Origin of the sequence: Acidovorax benzenivorans (assembly GCF_028680575.1) — a bacterium.
GTDB lineage: Bacteria > Pseudomonadota > Gammaproteobacteria > Burkholderiales > Burkholderiaceae_C > Acidovorax > Acidovorax benzenivorans.
In genome coordinates this window covers 84,196-100,697 of record NZ_JAPCKI010000020.1, presented here as the reverse complement: position 1 = coordinate 100,697, position 16,502 = coordinate 84,196, and the positions used below count along the sequence as shown (strand labels likewise).

The window sequence follows — 16,502 nt, the reverse complement described above, 5'->3', positions numbered from 1 at the left end:
CGAACGACGCGGCGATCGTGCGGACGATCCTGGCACTGGCCAAGAGCCTGGACCTGGAGGTGGTGGCGGAGGGGGTGGAGACGACGGGGCAGTTATCGTTCCTGAGGCTGCATGGGTGCGAGGGGTTCCAGGGGTATCTGTTTGGAAGGCCCGGACCGGCGGAGGCTATCGATGCATTGCTGTATCCCGCAGGCTGACGTTGCGTTCATGGGCTCCTGGGCCTGCGTGGCAAGGGCATAGGCATGTGGTTTGACAAGCTTCTGGACCGCAAGACACCCGGCGTCCGTGGCCTGCTGCTGGTTGCAGCATTGGCACTGCTTGGCGCCGTGCTGGCGGTGCAGGGCGTACAGCACTGGCGTGCCAGCGAGCGAGCGACCGAGCGCTCACGCTTGTTGCTCCAGACGGCAGACACCCTGCAGGCACAGATCACGGGCGGCACCATGCTGGGGGCGGTGTCGCTGATGGGCCTGAGCGAGCCACTGCTCAAAGACATGGCCCTGGGCCGGTTGCCCCCCGACCATCCAGAGGCGCTGTCCCGCTTGGCCGTGGCCCGTGGGCGCTTTCTGGTGCAAGGCGTGTATGTGATGTCCGCAGACGGCACCGTGGTGGCGCACGAGACCCCTGGCGAGCGGTCCACGGGACTGAACCTTGCCTTCCGCCCCTATTTTCAGCAGGCCATTCGGGGGGCCACCAGCGTGTACGCTGCCATCGGCAGCAACACCCAGGAGCGCGGGCTGTACTACGCGGCCCCGCTGTACGAAAGCGACACACCATCGAGCACCATCATTGGTGTGGTGATGTTCAAGGTGGGTTTTGAGCCGGTGGACCTGCTCCTCAAGCGTGTGGGCCTGCCCATGGTGCTGCTGTCCCCGCAGGGCGTGGCATTTGCCGCCACCCGGACCGATTGGCAGTTTGCGGTGGCGCCGCCGCTTACGCAGGCGCGCATCGATGCCATCCGCGCCACACGCCAATTCGGCCGCCACTTTGACAATGGTGTGGCTTCGGCATTGCCCTTTGCCGCCGATGCCGGCGAGGTCCAGATCAACGGTGTGACCCATGCGGTCGAACGCCGGACCGTTGACTGGCCCGACCCGGGCGGCCAGTGGCAGCTGGTGGCGCTGGACGACATCAGCGCCTTGATGCCGTCGGCGCAGCGCGTGCGCATCGGAGCCGTGACTTTTGTGCTGCTGTGTCTGCTGGGCCTGCTGCTGCTGGACTTGCTGCGCAGCCGGGCCCGAGTGGCCAGTGCGCTGGAGCGTTTTCGGGTGCTGGGCACGGCGTTGGAGAGCAGCCCCGTGGCGGTGGTGATCACCGACGGCGATGGCCGTATTGACTGGGTCAATCCCCAGTACGAGCGCAACACCGGGTATTCGCTGGACGAGGTGCGTGGCAAAAAGCCCTCGGTGGTGGCCAGCGGGCAGACGCCCGCGCAGACTTACCAGCTCATGTGGTCGGCCCTGCTGTCGGGCAAGTCCTGGCAAGGCCAGTTCATCAACCTGCGCAAGGACGGGAGCACTTACCACGACGAGGCCACGCTGTCGCCTGTGTTTGACGAGCGGGGCAAGCGCATCGGCATCGTGGGCCTGCACGAGGACGTTTCCGAGCGCATCCAGTCGCAAAAAGAGCTGGAGCGCCGCGAGCGCCTGCTCAACGAACTGCTGGAGCAGCAGACCGCCATTTTTGACAACGCGCCGCCTATCGTGCTGGTGTGCGACGGGCAGTTCCGCCAGTTCAACCCGGCGTTTGTAGACCTCATGGGCGGCACGGCCTCGCAGCTGCTGGGCCTGGGGGTGTCGGTGCTGTTCGGTGGGGCGGGCCGGGCCGACTTGTTCACCGCCCGCGTCACGCCCGCACTGGCCTCGGGCCAGGCCTTGCGCGAGACCGCTACCCTGTACCGGCTTGATGGCAGCCAGTTTGAGGCGCGCCTGGCGGGCCGCAGCGTCAAGATGGACGACTTTGGCTCCGCCTCGATCTGGGTCATTGAAGATGCCAGCGAGCAGCGGCGCGCCGAGCGTGTGATCCAGCAAGCCCAGGAGCGCCTGGAGCTGGCGCAGGAGGCGGGCAAGATCGGGGTGTTTGACTTGAGCCTGGTCACGGGCGAGATTCTCTGGTCGGACAAGCTGGCGCTGATGATGGGCCTGCCGTCCGGAACCCAGCCCGATGGCCGCGACTTCTGGCTCAACTGCTTGCATCCAGAAGATCGCGACCAGGCGAGCGCCTATTTCGACAGTTGCCTTGCAGGCCCCGAAGACTACTTGCGTGATTCCTGGCGCATCGTGCGTCCTGATGGCGAGGTGCGCTGGTTTCTGGAGGCGGCGCGCATTTTCCGTGATGCCCAAGGCCAGCCTGTGCGGGTGGTGGGCGTCAATGTGGATATCCACGACCAGAAGCTCCTGGAGGAGCAGGTGGCCGGGCAGCTCGATTTTCAGCAGGCGTTGATTGACGCCATTCCGGTACCCCTGTTCTACAAGGGCGCGGACGGGCGTTACATCGGCGTGAACCGCGCCTACGAGCAGGCCTTTGGCGTGTCGCGCGAAGCGCTGATCGGCAAGACGGTGATGGACCTGGACTATCTGCCGCAGGAGACCCGCACGCGCTTTGAGCAGGACGCGGTGCAAGCCATGGAGGGCGAGCGCAAGGTCCACCGCGAGGTCGATCTGCCCTATGCCGACGGCGAGCTGCACCACACGTTGTTCTGGTTGCACGGCTTTGCGCGCCCTGACGGCACGGCGGGTGGCTCCATCGGCACGTTTGTGGACATCACCGACCGCCAGCGCGCGGAGGAGGAACTGCGCCGCGCGAAGGAGCTGGCCGAGGAGTCCACCGCGCTCAAGTCCAACTTTCTGGCCAACATGAGCCACGAGATCCGCACGCCCATGAACGCGATCATCGGCATGTCTCACCTGGCGCTCAAGTCGGGCCTTTCTCCGCGCCAGCACGACTATGTGAGCAAGATCCAGCAGGCAGGCCAGCACCTGCTGGGGGTCATCAACGACATCCTGGACTTCTCCAAGATCGAGGCGGGCAAGCTGGTGGTGGAGCGCCAGCCATTCTTGCTGGACCGCATGCTGGAGAGCGTATCTGACGTGGTGGGCTATAAGGCCGGTGCCAAGGGCCTGGAGCTGGTCTGCGATGTGGCCAGCGACGTGCCCCCCAACCTCGTGGGCGATGCGCTGCGCCTGGGCCAGATTCTCATCAACTACGCCAACAACGCCATCAAGTTCACCGAATCCGGCGAGATCAGCATTGCCGTGCGGCTGCTGGAGGCTGCGGGGAGCCAGGTCCGGCTGCGTTTTGAGGTGCGTGACACCGGCATAGGGCTGACCGAGGAGCAAATGGGGCGCCTGTTCCAGAGCTTTCAGCAGGCGGACACCTCGACCACACGCCGCTACGGTGGTACGGGCCTGGGCCTGGCGATCTGCAAGAGCTTGGCGGAGCTGATGGGCGGAGAAGTGGGGGTGGAGAGCCGCTTTGGCCAAGGTTCCACCTTCTGGGTGTCGGTGCCGCTGGAGCGTGGCGCTCCGGCACGGGTTCTGCTGCCTCCACCCGATCTGCGGGGCACCAGAGTGCTGGTGGTGGACGACAACCATACTGCGGCCACCGTGCTGTCCGACATGCTGCTGGCGATGGGTTTTGTGGTGGAGCAGGCGCATTCTGGCCTGGAGGCGCTGGACCGGCTGCGCGAATCCATGGCCCAGCACCAGCCGTTTGGCCTGTTGCTGCTGGACTGGCATATGCCGGGCATGGACGGCGTGGAGCTGGCGGGCCATATCCGCAGCCTGGGCATGCCCAAGGTGCCGCAGATGCTCATGGTCACGGCCTATGGCCGCGAGGACGTGATGCGGGCTGCCCGTGCGCAGGGCATCGAAGCCGTGCTCATCAAGCCCGTCAATGCCTCGTTGCTGTTCGACACCCTGATGCAGCCGCTGGAGGCATCGGGCACGGAGGGGCACCGCACGGTCACTCCCGCGCCCGCAGCCGATGAGCTGCCCTTGGACATCCGTGGCGCCAGCGTGCTGCTGGTGGAGGACAACGAACTCAACCAGATGGTCGCCATGGAGCTGCTGCTGGATGCGGGCTTTGCCGTGGATGTGGCCGAGAACGGGCAGATCGCCATCGACCGCATTGAGCGCAAGCACTACGACGCCGTTCTCATGGACATGCAGATGCCCGTCATGGATGGCGAGACCGCCACCCGCCTGCTGCGCAGCAACCCGCGCCATGTGCAGCTGCCCATCATCGCCATGACGGCCAATGCCATGGAGGCTGATCGCCAGCGCTGCTTTGGGGCCGGCATGAACGACCACGTCGCCAAGCCCATTGAGCCTGCGGCCCTGTGGGCGGCGTTGTCCCGCTGGATCCGCCCGCGCCAGGGGGTGGGCGCTGCGGCAGTGCCCGCGCGCAGCAGCGCCTTCCCTGTGGAGGCATCTGTGGCACCCGCCAGCGCTCCTGCGGTTGGGGGGGCATCGGTGAGTGTCCCTGATCTGCCGGGGCTGGACACCCAACTGGGTCTTCAGCGTGCACTGGGCAAGCCGGGGTTGTACGCGGAGATGCTGCGCCGATTTGCGCAGGGGCAGGCCCCGGTGCTCGCAGAGCTGCAGCAGGCGCTGGCGGTGCACGATGTGGCGCTGGCCGAGCGCCTGGCCCACACGCTGCGTTCGGTGGCGGCCAACATTGGCGCGCAGGCCGTGTCGGACCACGCCCAGGCGCTGGAGCATGCCCTGCGCTTTCACCATGGCAACGAGGCCATCGTGCCGTTGTTGGCCGAACTGCGGGGGGCGCTGCAGCCCCTGTTGCTGGGCCTGCAGGATTGGGCGCTGCAGGCGGCGCAGGCGAGCGTGACACCTGTACCAGGGCCAGCGGCGGCTGCAGCGGCACCGGGGCCAGGCTCTACGCCGACCCAGGCGGAGCAGCATTTGCGCCACCTGCTGGAGCAGGACGACCCAGCAGCCACTGAATTTTTCCAACACAATGGGGTGGTGCTCAAGGCGGCGCTGGGCAGCGCCTTCCAGGCCGTTGAGAAGCACACCCTGAATTTTGATTTCGAGCAGGCGCTGGAGGCCATGGCTGCGGTGCCAGGCCCAGAATCCCCAGCCCTCGAAACCCCCTGAACGGCACTTACCAGGACATTGCATGGACAACGCGCCTTTTGCCTCCAGCCCCGCGACCCTGGTTGACAAGCCGATTGCCACGGTGCTCGTGGTGGACGACACGCCCGAGAACCTCACTCTCATGGGTAGCCTGTTGCGCGAGCACTACCTGGTCAAGGTGGCCAACCATGGCGAGAAGGCGCTCAAGATTGCGCAGTCAGCCGCGCCGCCCGACCTGATCCTTCTGGACATCATGATGCCCGAGGTGGATGGCTACGAGGTCTGTCGCCGCCTCAAGGATGTGCCGGCCACGCGCGACATCCCGGTGATTTTTCTCACGGCGCGTTCCGACACCGACGACGAGCGCATGGGCCTGGCTCTGGGGGCCGTGGACTACATCACCAAGCCCATCAGCCCGCCCATCCTGCTGGCGCGGGTGAATACGCACCTGGCGCTCAAGGCCACGGCCGACTTCCTGCGTGACAAAAGCGCCTACCTGGAGCGCGAGGTCGCCATGCGCACGCTGGAGGTGCAGGCCATCCAGGACGTGACCATCATGGCCATGACCTCATTGGCTGAAACGCGCGACAACGAAACCGGCAACCACATCCGCCGCACCCAGCTGTATGTGAAGACGCTGGCCGAGCGGCTGCGCCACAACCCGCGTTTTGAGCCTGTGCTGAATGACCGGATGATCGAGTTGCTGTACAAGTCGGCCCCGTTGCACGACATCGGCAAGATCGGCATCCCCGACCGCATCCTGCTCAAGCCCGGCAAGCTCACGGTGGAAGAGTTCGAGGTCATGAAGACCCACACCACGCTGGGCCGCAACGCCATTGACGAGGCCGAGCGACGGCTGGGCATGCGCGTGGCGTTTTTGAGCGTGTCCAAGGAGATCGCTTACAGCCACCAGGAAAAGTGGGACGGCTCGGGCTACCCGCAGGGTCTGGCGGGCGATGCCATTCCGGTGTCGGCGCGCCTGATGGCGGTGGCCGATGTGTACGACGCATTGATCAGCAAACGCGTGTACAAGCCCGCGTTTTCGCACGACCAGGCCTGCAGCACCATCGTGCGGGGCAAGGGCACGCACTTTGACCCCGACATGGTGGATGCGTTTGTAGACATTGCGGAAGACTTCCGCCGCATCGCCCAGAAGTACCCCGACCCGGCCTGAATGCCTCGCCCCATGGGGCGAGGTCATGGAAAATTAGAACGGCGCGTCTTCGCCCTTGGCGGCGTCGGCCTGCGGGTTGGTTGGTTCCGCTGCGTCCGTGCCTTCGTCAGTGTCGTCCTGGCTGCCGGTGGCAGGTGCGTCTGTCGCAGCCGCCTGGCGCACTGCCGCCTTGTCGCCAGCGCTCGCAAACTTGCTGTATTTGCTCAGGATCGGCACCAGCTGGCCATAGATGCGGGGGCTGCCGGCAAGGCACTCGCGCTGCTCCAGAAAGTCGGCCTCGCCCGTGAAGTTGCCCACCAGGCCACCGGCCTCGGTCACCAGCAGCGAGCCAGCGGCCACGTCCCAGATCGACAGACCGGTTTCGAAGAAACCATCGGTAAAGCCCGCAGCCACATAGGCCAGGTCCAGCGCGGCAGCGCCGGGGCGGCGCAGGCCGGCGGTGCGCTGCATCACGTCGGCCATCATGTTCAGGTAGCTCTTGAAGTTGTCGCCTGGGCGGAAGGGGAAGCCCGTGGAGATCAGGCAGTCCTTGAGCTGGGTGCGCTTGCTCACGCGGATGCGGCGCTCGTTCAGGTAGGCGCCGCGGCCCTTGGTGGCGGTGAACAGGTCGTTGCGCGAGGGGTCATAGATGACGGCCTGCTCGACCTTGCCGCGCACGGCCAGCGCAATGCTGACGCAATAAACGGGAAATCCGTGGATGAAGTTGGTGGTGCCGTCCAGCGGGTCAATGATCCAGACGAACTCCGAATCCTTGGCGCCGTATTCGCTGCCCGACTCTTCGGCCAGGATGCCGTGGCCGGGGTAGGCCGTCAGCAGCGTCTCGATGATGATCTTCTCGGACGCGTGGTCCACTTCGGTCACAAAGTCGTTGATCTGCTTTTGCGAGATCCGCACCGATTCCACGTCCAGGGCCGCGCGGTTGATGATGGCGCCGGCGGCGCGTGCGGCCTTGATGGCCACGTTGAGCATGGGGTGCAGATTGGACGACATAAATTGTGGTGGTTGGCAGGGCGCGGCCATGGTGGCACGGGCGTCTGCGTATCAGGATGAGCGAGGAGGTCGGGCCCGTCCCGGCGATGCGGGCGGCGACAATAGAGGGCGGGATTTTACCCGCAGTGCCCCTTTTTCGCCTAACCGGCCGTTTTTCCCCTCCCGTTCATCCCGTCCATGAAGACCCGTTTTGTCCTGATCAACACCAGCCACGCCGGTAACGTGGGCGCCGCCGCCCGCGCCATGAAAACCATGGGGTTTGACGACCTGGTGCTGGTTGCCCCGCGCTGGGCCAATGTGCTGCGGCGCGAGGAAACCATCCAGCGCTCCAGCGGTGCCCTCGATGTGCTGAACAACGCGCGCATCGTCGCCACGCTGGACGAAGCACTGGACGGCATGAGCCACCTGTGCGCCACTGCCATGACGCCGCGCGACTTTGGGCCCCCCACGGCCGCGCCGCGTGCACACTTTGAAGCGCTATTAAAAAGTGAGCTACTCACGCATGATTCACTGGCGCTAGAGGCCAAAAATGCTCAAAACCCAGGTGAAGCCCCCCTCGCAGACCCTGGCGCAGCACCGCAGGCCGGTGTGGCCTTTCTCTTCGGCTCCGAGCGGTTTGGCATGACCAACGAGGACGTGTACCGCTGCCACGTGGCGCTGTCGATTCCCACCAATCCAGGCTTTGGCTCGCTCAACCTGGGTGCGGCCATCCAGGTGGTCGCCTACGAATGGCGCATGGCGCTGGGTGGCTTTGCGGTGCAGGATGCCACCCCGGCGCGCGCGGTGGCCGATGCGGCCCAGGTGGCGGGCATGCTGGGCCACTGGGAGCAGGCGCTCACGTCCATCGGCTTTCTGGACCCCGCCGCGCCCAAAAAGCTCATGCCCCGCCTTAACCAGCTTTTCAACCGCGCGCAGCTCAGCCCTGAAGAAATCCACATCCTTCGAGGTGTCGCCAAAGCCATGATCGAGGCGAGCCAGTCAAAACGATAGACTGTGCAGCCCATAAACACATAACCATAACAACGATGTTCGCCCGCCTGCGCTCCGATATCCAGTGCATCCTCGACCGCGATCCTGCCGCGCGCAGCACGTGGGAGGTGATCACCTGTTATCCGGGCCTGCACGCGATCTGGCTGCACCGGCCCGCGCATTGGTGCTGGCACCACGGCCTGAAGTGGCTCGGGCGCTTCATCTCGCACTTCGCGCGCTGGTTCACGGGCATCGAGATCCACCCTGGCGCCAAGATTGGCGAGCGCGTGTTCTTCGACCATGCCATGGGCGTGGTGGTGGGCGAGACGGCTGAGATCGGCGACGGCTGCACCATCTACCAGGGCGTGACCCTGGGCGGCACCTCGCTCTACAAGGGCACCAAGCGCCACCCCACGCTGGGCAAAGATGTGGTCGTGAGCGCGGGCGCCAAGGTGCTGGGTGGTTTTGAAGTGGGCGATGGTGCCAAGATTGGCTCCAACGCGGTGGTCATCAAACCCGTGCCCGCTGGCGCCACGGCCGTGGGCATTCCGGCGCGCATCATCCCGTCCAAAGAAGGCCAGAGCGCCGACGTGACCGAGCCCCAGCCGTCGCGCAAGTTCACGGCCTATGGCATCACGCAGGAGGATGATCCGCTCTCCCAGGCCATGCGGGGGTTGATCGACAACGCCTCGTCGCAAGAGCACCAGATTGCACTGCTGTGGCAGGCGATCGAAAAGCTCTCGGCCGCCAACCAGCAGGCCAAGGACTGCGTGCCGTGTGATGCGGCACTCAAGGAGCAGTTCGAGGCGGGCAAGTTCAACGAACTGGTGGGCAAGTAGGCTTCCCAGCCGTTGCTCCCGGGCACTGCGGGCTCAGCGTTTGGGCTCAGCGCTTTCCGGGCTTGCCGCTGTTCTTTTCGTAGAACGCCACGATGGGTGGGTCAAACTTTGCGTGGTCCAGTTGCCACAACCCCAGCGGCCCGTGCATCAACGGAATGCGGTGTTCGCTGCCATCGGGCCATTGCTGCCAATAGTCCTGCATGCGCGGAAACTTCAGTGGCGGCAGGCCCCGCGTGGTGTCGATGGGTTCAAAGCGGTAGGTGCCCGACAGGCGGTACGCGTGGTCTTCTGACACCGAGCCTGCCAGCATTTGGTCCACGCGCTTGAGCACGGGCAGGGCAGCCGCTGCCGACATCGCACTCAGCATCAGGGCCAGCGCCAGCGATTCCCGCGCGGGGATGCGCCCGGCGGCGAAGAACCGGTAACACAGTGCCACCAAAGCCGCGAGGCCCACCGATGCTCCCAGCCAGGTCAGCGGCGAGCGCAGGATGCTGAAGATCTGCGCATCCGTCAGCTCGTAGCTAGAGAACACAAAACTGTCGAGCAGCGCAAACAGCATCAGGCCCAGAAACACCGCTGTCGCGCCCAGGCTGCGGGGGTTCTTCTCCAGCGCGAAATCGTGGGTGTTCTCCTCGTCCAGCGGGTAGTCAGGGAACGCCGAGCGGAAGATGTCGCACAGGGCCTCGCGCGATGGCCCTGCGCTCCAGCCGGTATCGGCGGTGAACAGCACCTGGCCCTTGGGCGTGTCCAGCCGAGCCCAGTGGATGTTGCCTGTCCTGATGGATGGGTTGCCCAGCCACTCGACCTTCAGCCCTTGTTTGGGCACCACCGACTCGAATGCCTTACCGGTTTTGGCCCAGTGCCCCCGGATGCGGAACACCTCTCCGTCGTCGATGAGCACACCCTTGGCTTCGAAGGCCATGAGCCGTATCCACCGGCCAAAAAAAGCAGGGCGGGCCAGGTTGATGCGCCAGTAGTGCCGGCCCTTGAGGTCTTTCACCAGCGCATCCTGGCGCTGCTTCATGGCGCGGATGCGTACATACATCCACAGCGCCAGGGCGACCAACAGCAGATGGGGGAGGGCGAAGGCAAGGTTCTTCATCGTCGGTGTACTGGGCGATGGTGGGAAGCTTCAGCCTGTGGGCCAGCGCTGGCCCGCAGACGGTACGGGAGGTTCAGACGGTCGTGGTCTTGGCCCGCACCGCGTTCTTGGGCCGGAACGCCTTGCAGACCTCGTCGCGTGTTTCCATGTACGGCCCGCCGATCAGGTCCACGCAGTACGGCACGGCGGCAAAGATGCCCGGCACCATCTGCTTGCCGTCGGCGTCTTTCAGGCCCTCCAGCGTCTCGGCAATCGCCTTGGGTTGGCCGGGCAGGTTGATGATCAGGCTCTGGTCGCGCACCACGGCCACTTGGCGCGACAGGATGGCGGTGGGCACAAATTTCAGGCTGATCTGGCGCATCTGCTCGCCAAAGCCCGGCATCTCCTTGTGCGCCACGGCCAGCGTGGCCTCGGGCGTCACGTCGCGCAAGGCAGGGCCGGTACCGCCGGTGGTCAGCACCAGGCAACAGCCTGCGTTGACCAGCTCAATCAGCGTGGCGCTGATGCCGTCCTGCTCGTCGGGGATCAGGCGCGACTCGAAGGTGATGGGGTTGTGCAGCGCACGCGTCAGCCAGTCCTGCAGGGCGGGCAGGCCCTTGTCTTCATAGACACCGCTGCTGGCGCGGTCGCTGATGGAGACGATGCCGATCTTGACGGCGTCGTGCAGGGCTTCACTCATCATCGTTTGCCTCGTCCGCATTGCTCGCTTCTGCCGTGCCGGTGCCACCCAGGTGCTCGCGCACCAACTGGAACAGCTCGCGGTAGGCGCGGCCCTTGCGGGGCGCCAGGCCTTGCGAGACCTGGACATTGGCCTCCTTGCCCGCAGGCTGTGCATCCTTGCGGGCCTGGCGGATCAGCGCGCGCAGCTGCTGCGTGTCGGTGGTGGGGTGGTCGGCCATCCAGGCGGCCAGTGTGTCGTCATCGGCAATCAGGCGGTCGCGCCATTGCTCGGCCAGGTGCAGCTGCAGCTTTTCGGTGGCCGAGCCCTTGTGCTGCTCCTCCAGGGCCTGGCGGGCGGCCTGCACCAGCTCGGGTTCGAGCTTGCGCATGAGCTTGCCCACGTACTGCATCTGGCGGCGCTTGCCTTCAAAGTTGGTGATGCGTTTGGCCTCGGCCAGCGCATCCACCAGTTTGTCGGGCAGGCCCACGGCGTCGAACAGGTCGGCGCGCAGATTCAAAAGCTCCTTGCCCAGGTCCTGCAGTTCGTCGCTCTCGCGTTTGAGATCGGTGCGGCTGGCATCGGGCGTGCCTTTGAGTTCGGCCTTGAGCTGAATGTCCAGTTCGCTGCCTTCGGCAACGAACTGGCCTCGCACAAAGTAGCCTTTTTTGGGTTTGCGTGACATGGGTGGTGGGGGCAAAAAACAAGTGGCGCAGAGCGCGCCACAGCGGCAAGTATCATAGCTGCCGCTATGAATAAACCCTCCACCCGCGCCGCACGCGCCCAAAGCGCGGCTGCCGCTGCGCCCGCGTCTGCCACCTCCCGCACCCCTGACAGCGGCTTCAGCTACAGCCGCCCGTTTTTTGAAGACCTGGTGGACCGCGCCCTGGCCCATGCCAAAAAGCTCGGTGCCACCGATGCGGGCGCCGAGGCGTCCGAGGGTTGTGGCCTGTCGGTCAGCGTGCGCAAGGGCGAGCTGGAGAACGTGGAGCGCAACCGCGACAAGTCGCTGGGCGTGACGGTCTATATCGGCCACCGCCGGGGCAATGCCAGTACCTCGGACTTCTCCAACAAGGCCATCGAGCAGACCGTGCAGGCGGCCTACGACATCGCCCGCTTCACGGCCGAAGACCCCGTGGCCGGTCTGCCTGACGCCGACGATATCGCCTCTGCAGACACGCACCGTGACCTGGACCTGTTCCACCCCTGGGCCATCACGAGCGAAGAGGCCGCTGAAATCGCCAAGGCCTGCGAGGCCGCCGCGCTCAAGACCCACCGCCGCATCACCAACAGCGAAGGCGCGGGCGTGTCGGCCCAGCAAAGCCATTTCTTCAGCGCCCATACGCGGGGCTTTCGCGGTGGCTATGCCAGCTCGCGCCACAGCTTCTCGGTCGCGCCCATCGCCTCGCTGCCCGGCAAGAACGCCGAGATGCAGCGCGATGCCTGGTATAGCTCCATGCGCAACGCGGCCGACCTGGCCTCGCCCGAGGCCGTGGGCCGCTACGCCGCACAGCGCGCCTTAAGCCGTCTGGGCAGCCGCAAGATCCCCACCACCCAATGCCCCGTGCTGTTTGAATCGACCCTGGCCGCAGGCCTGCTGGGTGGTTTTGTGCAGGCCATCAGCGGCGGCTCGCTGTACCGCAAGAGCAGCTTTTTGCTCGATTCGTTGGGCAAGATGGTCTTCCCCAAGCACATCGACATCCTGGAAGACCCCTTCATCCTGGGCGGCAAAGGCAGCTCGCCGTTTGACGAAGAAGGCGTGCGCGTGGCGCCGCGCAAGGTGGTCAAGGGCGGGCGGGTGGAGGGGTACTTCCTCTCCAGTTACTCGGCCCGCAAGCTGGGCATGAAGACCACAGGCAATGCCGGTGGCTCGCACAACCTGCTGATGACCTCGCGCCTCACGCAAGCCAGCGACAACCTCGACGCCATGCTGCAAAAGCTGGGCACGGGCCTGTTTGTGGTCGAGCTGATGGGGCAGGGCGTCAACTACGTGACGGGCGACTACTCGCGTGGTGCGAGCGGCTTCTGGGTCGAGAACGGCAAGATCGCTTACCCCGTGCACGAGATCACCATTGCGGGCAACCTGAAAGACATGCTCAAGGGCATCGAGGCCGTGGGCGCCGATGCCTACAACTACGGGGCCAAGACGGTGGGCTCGATTCTGGTCAACCGGATGAAGGTGGCTGGGAGCTGACACCAAGGCCGTGGCGCAATCCAAGCGAACCGCCGCGCAGCCGAAAAAGAAAAGGCCCTCGTTCACTGCGAGGGCCTTTTTGTTTCTGAAGGGGACGTTGTTCCCGTTGCTCTGCTAGGCCCTGTCAGCCTGGGCACCTGCCAGCAAGGCCTGTACCGCTGCCTGCAGCACGGGCGTCGCTTCGTCGCCGCTGAGCAGGCCCGAACTCACGAACGCCCCATTGATGAGCACGGCCAGCTGGGCGGCCAGCTGCTCGGGCTGGGGCACGCCCAGCCGCTGGGCAATGCCGTACAGGCGGCTGCGCAGCGTCACCATGTGCTGCTGCGCCACTTGGCGGGCCGGGTGGTCCTGCTCGGCAAATTCGGCCGCCACGTTGATCTGAGGACAGCCTCGGTAGTTGGAGCGCCCCAGCCGTTCGCCAATCCACTGCATGTGGGCCTGCAATTCGCCTGCGGGGTCCTCGGCATGCTGCGCCGCCACCGCATCCCACAGGCCCCAGAAGTCCACGTCTTCACGCTCCAGAAACGCCACGATGAGGTCGTCCTTGGTGGGGAAGTAGCGGTACAGGCTGGTCTTGGCCACGGCCGCTTCGGCCACCACCAGGTCCACCCCCACGGCGCGCACGCCGCGTTGGTAGAACAGGCTCGATGCCGTGTCGAGGATGCGCTCGCGCACATCCTGCACGGGCTCCGTGGGGGCCTTGGCCGCGCGCCGTGACGCGGGCGTGGGGCGGGCGCCCGGTGAGGTTTTCAGGGCGATGCCGGGAAAAGAATGTGCAGTCATACTTGACATGCTACAGACCTGTCTGTAATCTTAAAAGAACAGACAGGTCTGTATCGTTAATTTTCATCCCTTATTTCATCCTCGAAAGGCTGCCCATGACATCCTCCGTTTCTTCCATTGCTGTGTACGGCGCCACCGGCCACACTGGCCAGTTCGTGGTGCAAGAGGCCCTGCGGCGCGGCCTGCGCGTGGTGGCGGTTGGGCGTAACGCCGCCCGGCTGGTTGCGCTGTTTCCATCGGGCGTGGAGTGCCGCGCGGCGGAGTTGGACGACCCGGCTGCACTCGTTCAGGCCTTTGCCGGTTGTGGCGTGGTCATCCATTGCGCGGGGCCGTTCATGGACACTGCGCCCCCGGTGGCGCAGGCCGCACTGCGCGCCGGTTGCCACTACATCGACGTCACTGCAGAGCAGCCCAGCGCCCAGGCCACCTTTGCCGATATGCAGCAGCCTGCCGTCGCTGCCGGGCGCGTGGTGATTCCCGCCGCAGGTTTCTACGGCGGCCTGGCCGATCTGCTGGCCAGTGCGCTCGCCGCTCCCGGCCCCATTGACGAGATCACCGTGGCCATGGGGTTGGACCGCTGGTGGCCCACCGAAGGCACGCGCCTAACGGGCGAGCGCAACAAGGCACCGCGCCAGGTCGTGCAGGGCGGGCGCCTGGTGCCGCTGGTGCCCTCGGCCGATGTGCCGGACTGGACCTTTGCCGCGCCCCTGGCGACCTATGCGATGGTGGAACTGCCGTTCAGCGAAACCATCACCCTGGCGCACCACCTGCAGGCCGACACCATCCGCTCGCTCATCAACCGCTCGGCCCTGGCCGACATCCGCGATGCCAGCACCCCGCCGCCCACGGCGGTGGATGGCAGCGGCCGGTCGGCCCAGCGTTTTGAGCTGGTGGTGCGGCTGGTGCAAAACGGCGTGGTGCGGACGGCCGGTGTGCGCGGCCAGGACATCTATGCCGTGACGGCGCCTCTGGTGCTGGAGGCCGCGCAGCGCCTGATGGCCCCGGCGTACCAGCGCAGCGGTGCACTGGCCTTGGGCGAGGCGGTGGACCCTGCCGATACGCTGCGGGCGCTGAACGGCCAGGCGCTCGAAGTCTTTGGCGATGTGCGGGTAGCCTGAAAAGCGACCCCGAGTGCGGGTGTCAGCCGCGATCCATGCCCGGGAAAATAGGGCGGGTCGCCAGACCCAAGGCGATATGCTTCGCGCATGCCCTCTGAGCGCCCGCACCCATTGCCCTCCAGCGCGCCCGCCGCGCCGTCCAAACAGACGTCGGGTGCGGCTATTGCGCCGCAGGACCCGGCCCTGTTGCGCCGTTTGCTGCGCGCCAAGGACCGCATGGACGCTGCGTCGCACGAGGCCTGGCCGGTGCAGCGGCTGGCCGAGGTCAGTGGGGTGTCGGAAGCGCACTTCGCCCGCTCGTTCCGGCAGGCGTTTGGCATTCCGCCCCACCGCTACCTGCTGACCCGCCGCATCGAGCAGGCCGTTACGCTGCTGCGCGATACAGATCTGCCCATCACCGAGATTGCGTTTGCCACTGGCTGGGAGAGCCTGGGCACCTTCGGGCGCATCTTTCGCGACATCACGGGGCAGAGCCCCAGTGCGGTGCGGCGGGACGCCCAGGCTACCGCCACGCCCCTGGACCAAGTGCCCGCCTGTGTATTGAAAGCCGCACAGCGCCCCGACCTCACCACAGCAGTTTTGGAGAAGCGCCGCCGCCAGGCCGAAGGTACAAATCCGTCCTAGAGCCTGTTCAAGGTCTTTTTGGAGTCGCACAAGTACCTTGCCGGGATGGGGTGAAAGGCGCGGGGTGCAGTTGATAGCTTGGCTATCAACAAGCGCCGCAACGCCGCAGACCGCCCGGCAAGGCACTTGCCCGAAGGGTTGGAGTGAAATCGGGCGATTGGACGCCCCGGCTGCTTGCATGGGCATGAGCCCATGCGGCGCATCCGAAGCATCCACTCATCCCGATTGCACTCCAATGCGATTTCCAAAAAGACCTTGAACAGGCTCTTAGCAACCAAGGAGATCTGATGACGAGGAACCAGGGCATTGGTGTGGTGGGTGTGTATGTGGACGACCAGGACGAAGCGTTCGCGTTCTATGTGGGCAAACTCGGGTTTCAGGTGCACACGGACGTGCGCAATGGCCCCTACCGCTGGCTGACGGTGCAGCACCCTGAGCAGCCGGGCTTTCAGTTGGGGCTGTTCAAGCCCGGCCCGCCCATCCACGACGAGGCCACGGCGCAGACGCTGCGCGCCATGGTCGCCAAGGGCGCCATGGCGCCACTGGTGCTGCACGTGGCTGATTGCCGCGCCGCGTATGCCCGGCTGCGCGACCTGGGCGTGGAGTTCACGCAGGAGCCCGTGGACCGGTATGGCAACGTGGATGCGGGTTTTCGGGACCCGGCGGGCAACGGCTGGAAGATGATTCAGCTCGCCGGAGATGCGAAATGAGTGCCGGTGTGGGCATCCGGCGCTTTCATCGCTGGGTGTCGATGGCATTCACGCTGACCGTCATCGCCAATTTTGTAGTCCGCGCGCAGGTCCTGGGAAACCCGCCGGATTGGGTCACGTATGCACCTCTGCCACCGCTGGCGCTGCTGCTGTTGACGGGGCTGTATTTGTTCGTGCAGCCCTACCTGCGGCGGTTCGCGGCGCGGCGTGCCCCAGGCACTTCGGGCTTACCGCCCGTGTGATGGCGAGCG

At 65.6% G+C, this 16,502-nt stretch carries 15 protein-coding genes; 10 read left to right on the top strand and 5 right to left on the bottom strand.

The features are described from left to right. From OIN59_RS22810 to OIN59_RS22800, 3 genes are all read left to right on the top strand, one after another. A partial coding sequence (locus tag OIN59_RS22810; protein ID WP_274114182.1) for an EAL domain-containing protein occupies window positions 1-197 on the top strand: 197 nt, incomplete at its 5' end. A 45-nt stretch (window positions 198-242) separates the two neighbouring features. Then, entirely contained in the window at window positions 243-5,111 is a 4,869-nt protein-coding gene (locus OIN59_RS22805) for a PAS domain S-box protein (protein WP_274114180.1), read from the top strand. A 22-nt stretch (window positions 5,112-5,133) separates the two neighbouring features. Beyond that, window positions 5,134-6,264 carry a response regulator gene (locus tag OIN59_RS22800; protein WP_274114178.1) on the top strand — a complete coding sequence of 377 codons (1,131 nt, stop codon included), beginning with the start codon at window positions 5,134-5,136 and terminating at the stop codon, window positions 6,262-6,264. 33 nt (window positions 6,265-6,297) lie between these two features. On the opposite strand, the gene OIN59_RS22795 is transcribed toward OIN59_RS22800, so the two are convergent. Beyond that, the gene (locus OIN59_RS22795) at window positions 6,298-7,254 is read right to left on the bottom strand and encodes an inositol monophosphatase family protein (RefSeq protein ID WP_274114176.1); all 957 of its coding nucleotides are present in this window, start codon (window positions 7,252-7,254) and stop codon (window positions 6,298-6,300) included. A 177-nt stretch (window positions 7,255-7,431) separates the two neighbouring features. On the opposite strand from OIN59_RS22795, the gene OIN59_RS22790 reads away from it, so the two are divergent. Beyond that, on the top strand, window positions 7,432-8,244 hold the full coding sequence (locus OIN59_RS22790) for an RNA methyltransferase (protein ID WP_274114174.1): 813 nt from the start codon (window positions 7,432-7,434) through the stop codon (window positions 8,242-8,244). Window positions 8,245-8,279: 35 nt separating this feature from the next. Continuing rightward, window positions 8,280-9,062 (top strand): serine O-acetyltransferase, encoded by a 783-nt coding sequence (gene cysE / locus OIN59_RS22785; RefSeq protein WP_274114172.1) that lies wholly within the window; start codon window positions 8,280-8,282, stop codon window positions 9,060-9,062. Between the two features lie 46 nt (window positions 9,063-9,108). On the opposite strand, the gene OIN59_RS22780 is transcribed toward cysE, so the two are convergent. The 3 genes from OIN59_RS22780 to yjgA all read right to left on the bottom strand — a co-directional run bounded on the left by OIN59_RS22780 (window position 9,109) and on the right by yjgA (window position 11,507). Continuing rightward, on the bottom strand, window positions 9,109-10,164 hold the full coding sequence (locus OIN59_RS22780; protein WP_274114170.1) for a hypothetical protein: 1,056 nt from the start codon (window positions 10,162-10,164) through the stop codon (window positions 9,109-9,111). Between the two features lie 73 nt (window positions 10,165-10,237). After that, window positions 10,238-10,843: a molybdopterin adenylyltransferase gene (gene mog, locus OIN59_RS22775; RefSeq protein WP_274114168.1), complete on the bottom strand. Its 606-nt coding sequence runs from the start codon at window positions 10,841-10,843 to the stop codon at window positions 10,238-10,240. Then, window positions 10,836-11,507, bottom strand: coding sequence for a ribosome biogenesis factor YjgA (gene yjgA / locus OIN59_RS22770; RefSeq protein ID WP_274114166.1), 672 nt, complete (start codon window positions 11,505-11,507; stop codon window positions 10,836-10,838). Before yjgA ends, mog begins: the two co-directional genes overlap by 8 nt. A 66-nt stretch (window positions 11,508-11,573) precedes the next feature. Here yjgA and pmbA point away from each other — a divergent pair, with 66 nt between their 5' ends. Further along, on the top strand, window positions 11,574-13,016 hold the full coding sequence (gene pmbA / locus OIN59_RS22765) for a metalloprotease PmbA (RefSeq protein WP_274114164.1): 1,443 nt from the start codon (window positions 11,574-11,576) through the stop codon (window positions 13,014-13,016). Between the two features lie 114 nt (window positions 13,017-13,130). Here the strand turns inward: pmbA and OIN59_RS22760 are convergent, their stop codons facing one another. Next, complete coding sequence (locus OIN59_RS22760) at window positions 13,131-13,799, bottom strand: TetR/AcrR family transcriptional regulator (protein WP_274114162.1); 669 nt, start codon at window positions 13,797-13,799, stop codon at window positions 13,131-13,133. A 95-nt stretch (window positions 13,800-13,894) separates the two neighbouring features. Between OIN59_RS22760 and OIN59_RS22755 the strand changes: the two genes are divergently transcribed. The 4 genes from OIN59_RS22755 to OIN59_RS22740 all read left to right on the top strand — a co-directional run bounded on the left by OIN59_RS22755 (window position 13,895) and on the right by OIN59_RS22740 (window position 16,493). Continuing rightward, on the top strand, window positions 13,895-14,917 hold the full coding sequence (locus tag OIN59_RS22755; RefSeq protein WP_274114160.1) for a saccharopine dehydrogenase NADP-binding domain-containing protein: 1,023 nt from the start codon (window positions 13,895-13,897) through the stop codon (window positions 14,915-14,917). Window positions 14,918-15,004: 87 nt separating this feature from the next. Next, the gene (locus OIN59_RS22750; protein ID WP_274114158.1) at window positions 15,005-15,541 is read left to right on the top strand and encodes a helix-turn-helix domain-containing protein; all 537 of its coding nucleotides are present in this window, start codon (window positions 15,005-15,007) and stop codon (window positions 15,539-15,541) included. Between the two features lie 287 nt (window positions 15,542-15,828). Further along, complete coding sequence (locus OIN59_RS22745) at window positions 15,829-16,251, top strand: VOC family protein (RefSeq protein ID WP_274114156.1); 423 nt, start codon at window positions 15,829-15,831, stop codon at window positions 16,249-16,251. Further along, window positions 16,248-16,493, top strand: coding sequence for a hypothetical protein (locus tag OIN59_RS22740; RefSeq protein ID WP_274114154.1), 246 nt, complete (start codon window positions 16,248-16,250; stop codon window positions 16,491-16,493). Before OIN59_RS22745 ends, OIN59_RS22740 begins: the two co-directional genes overlap by 4 nt. Window positions 16,494-16,502 lie beyond the last annotated feature (9 nt).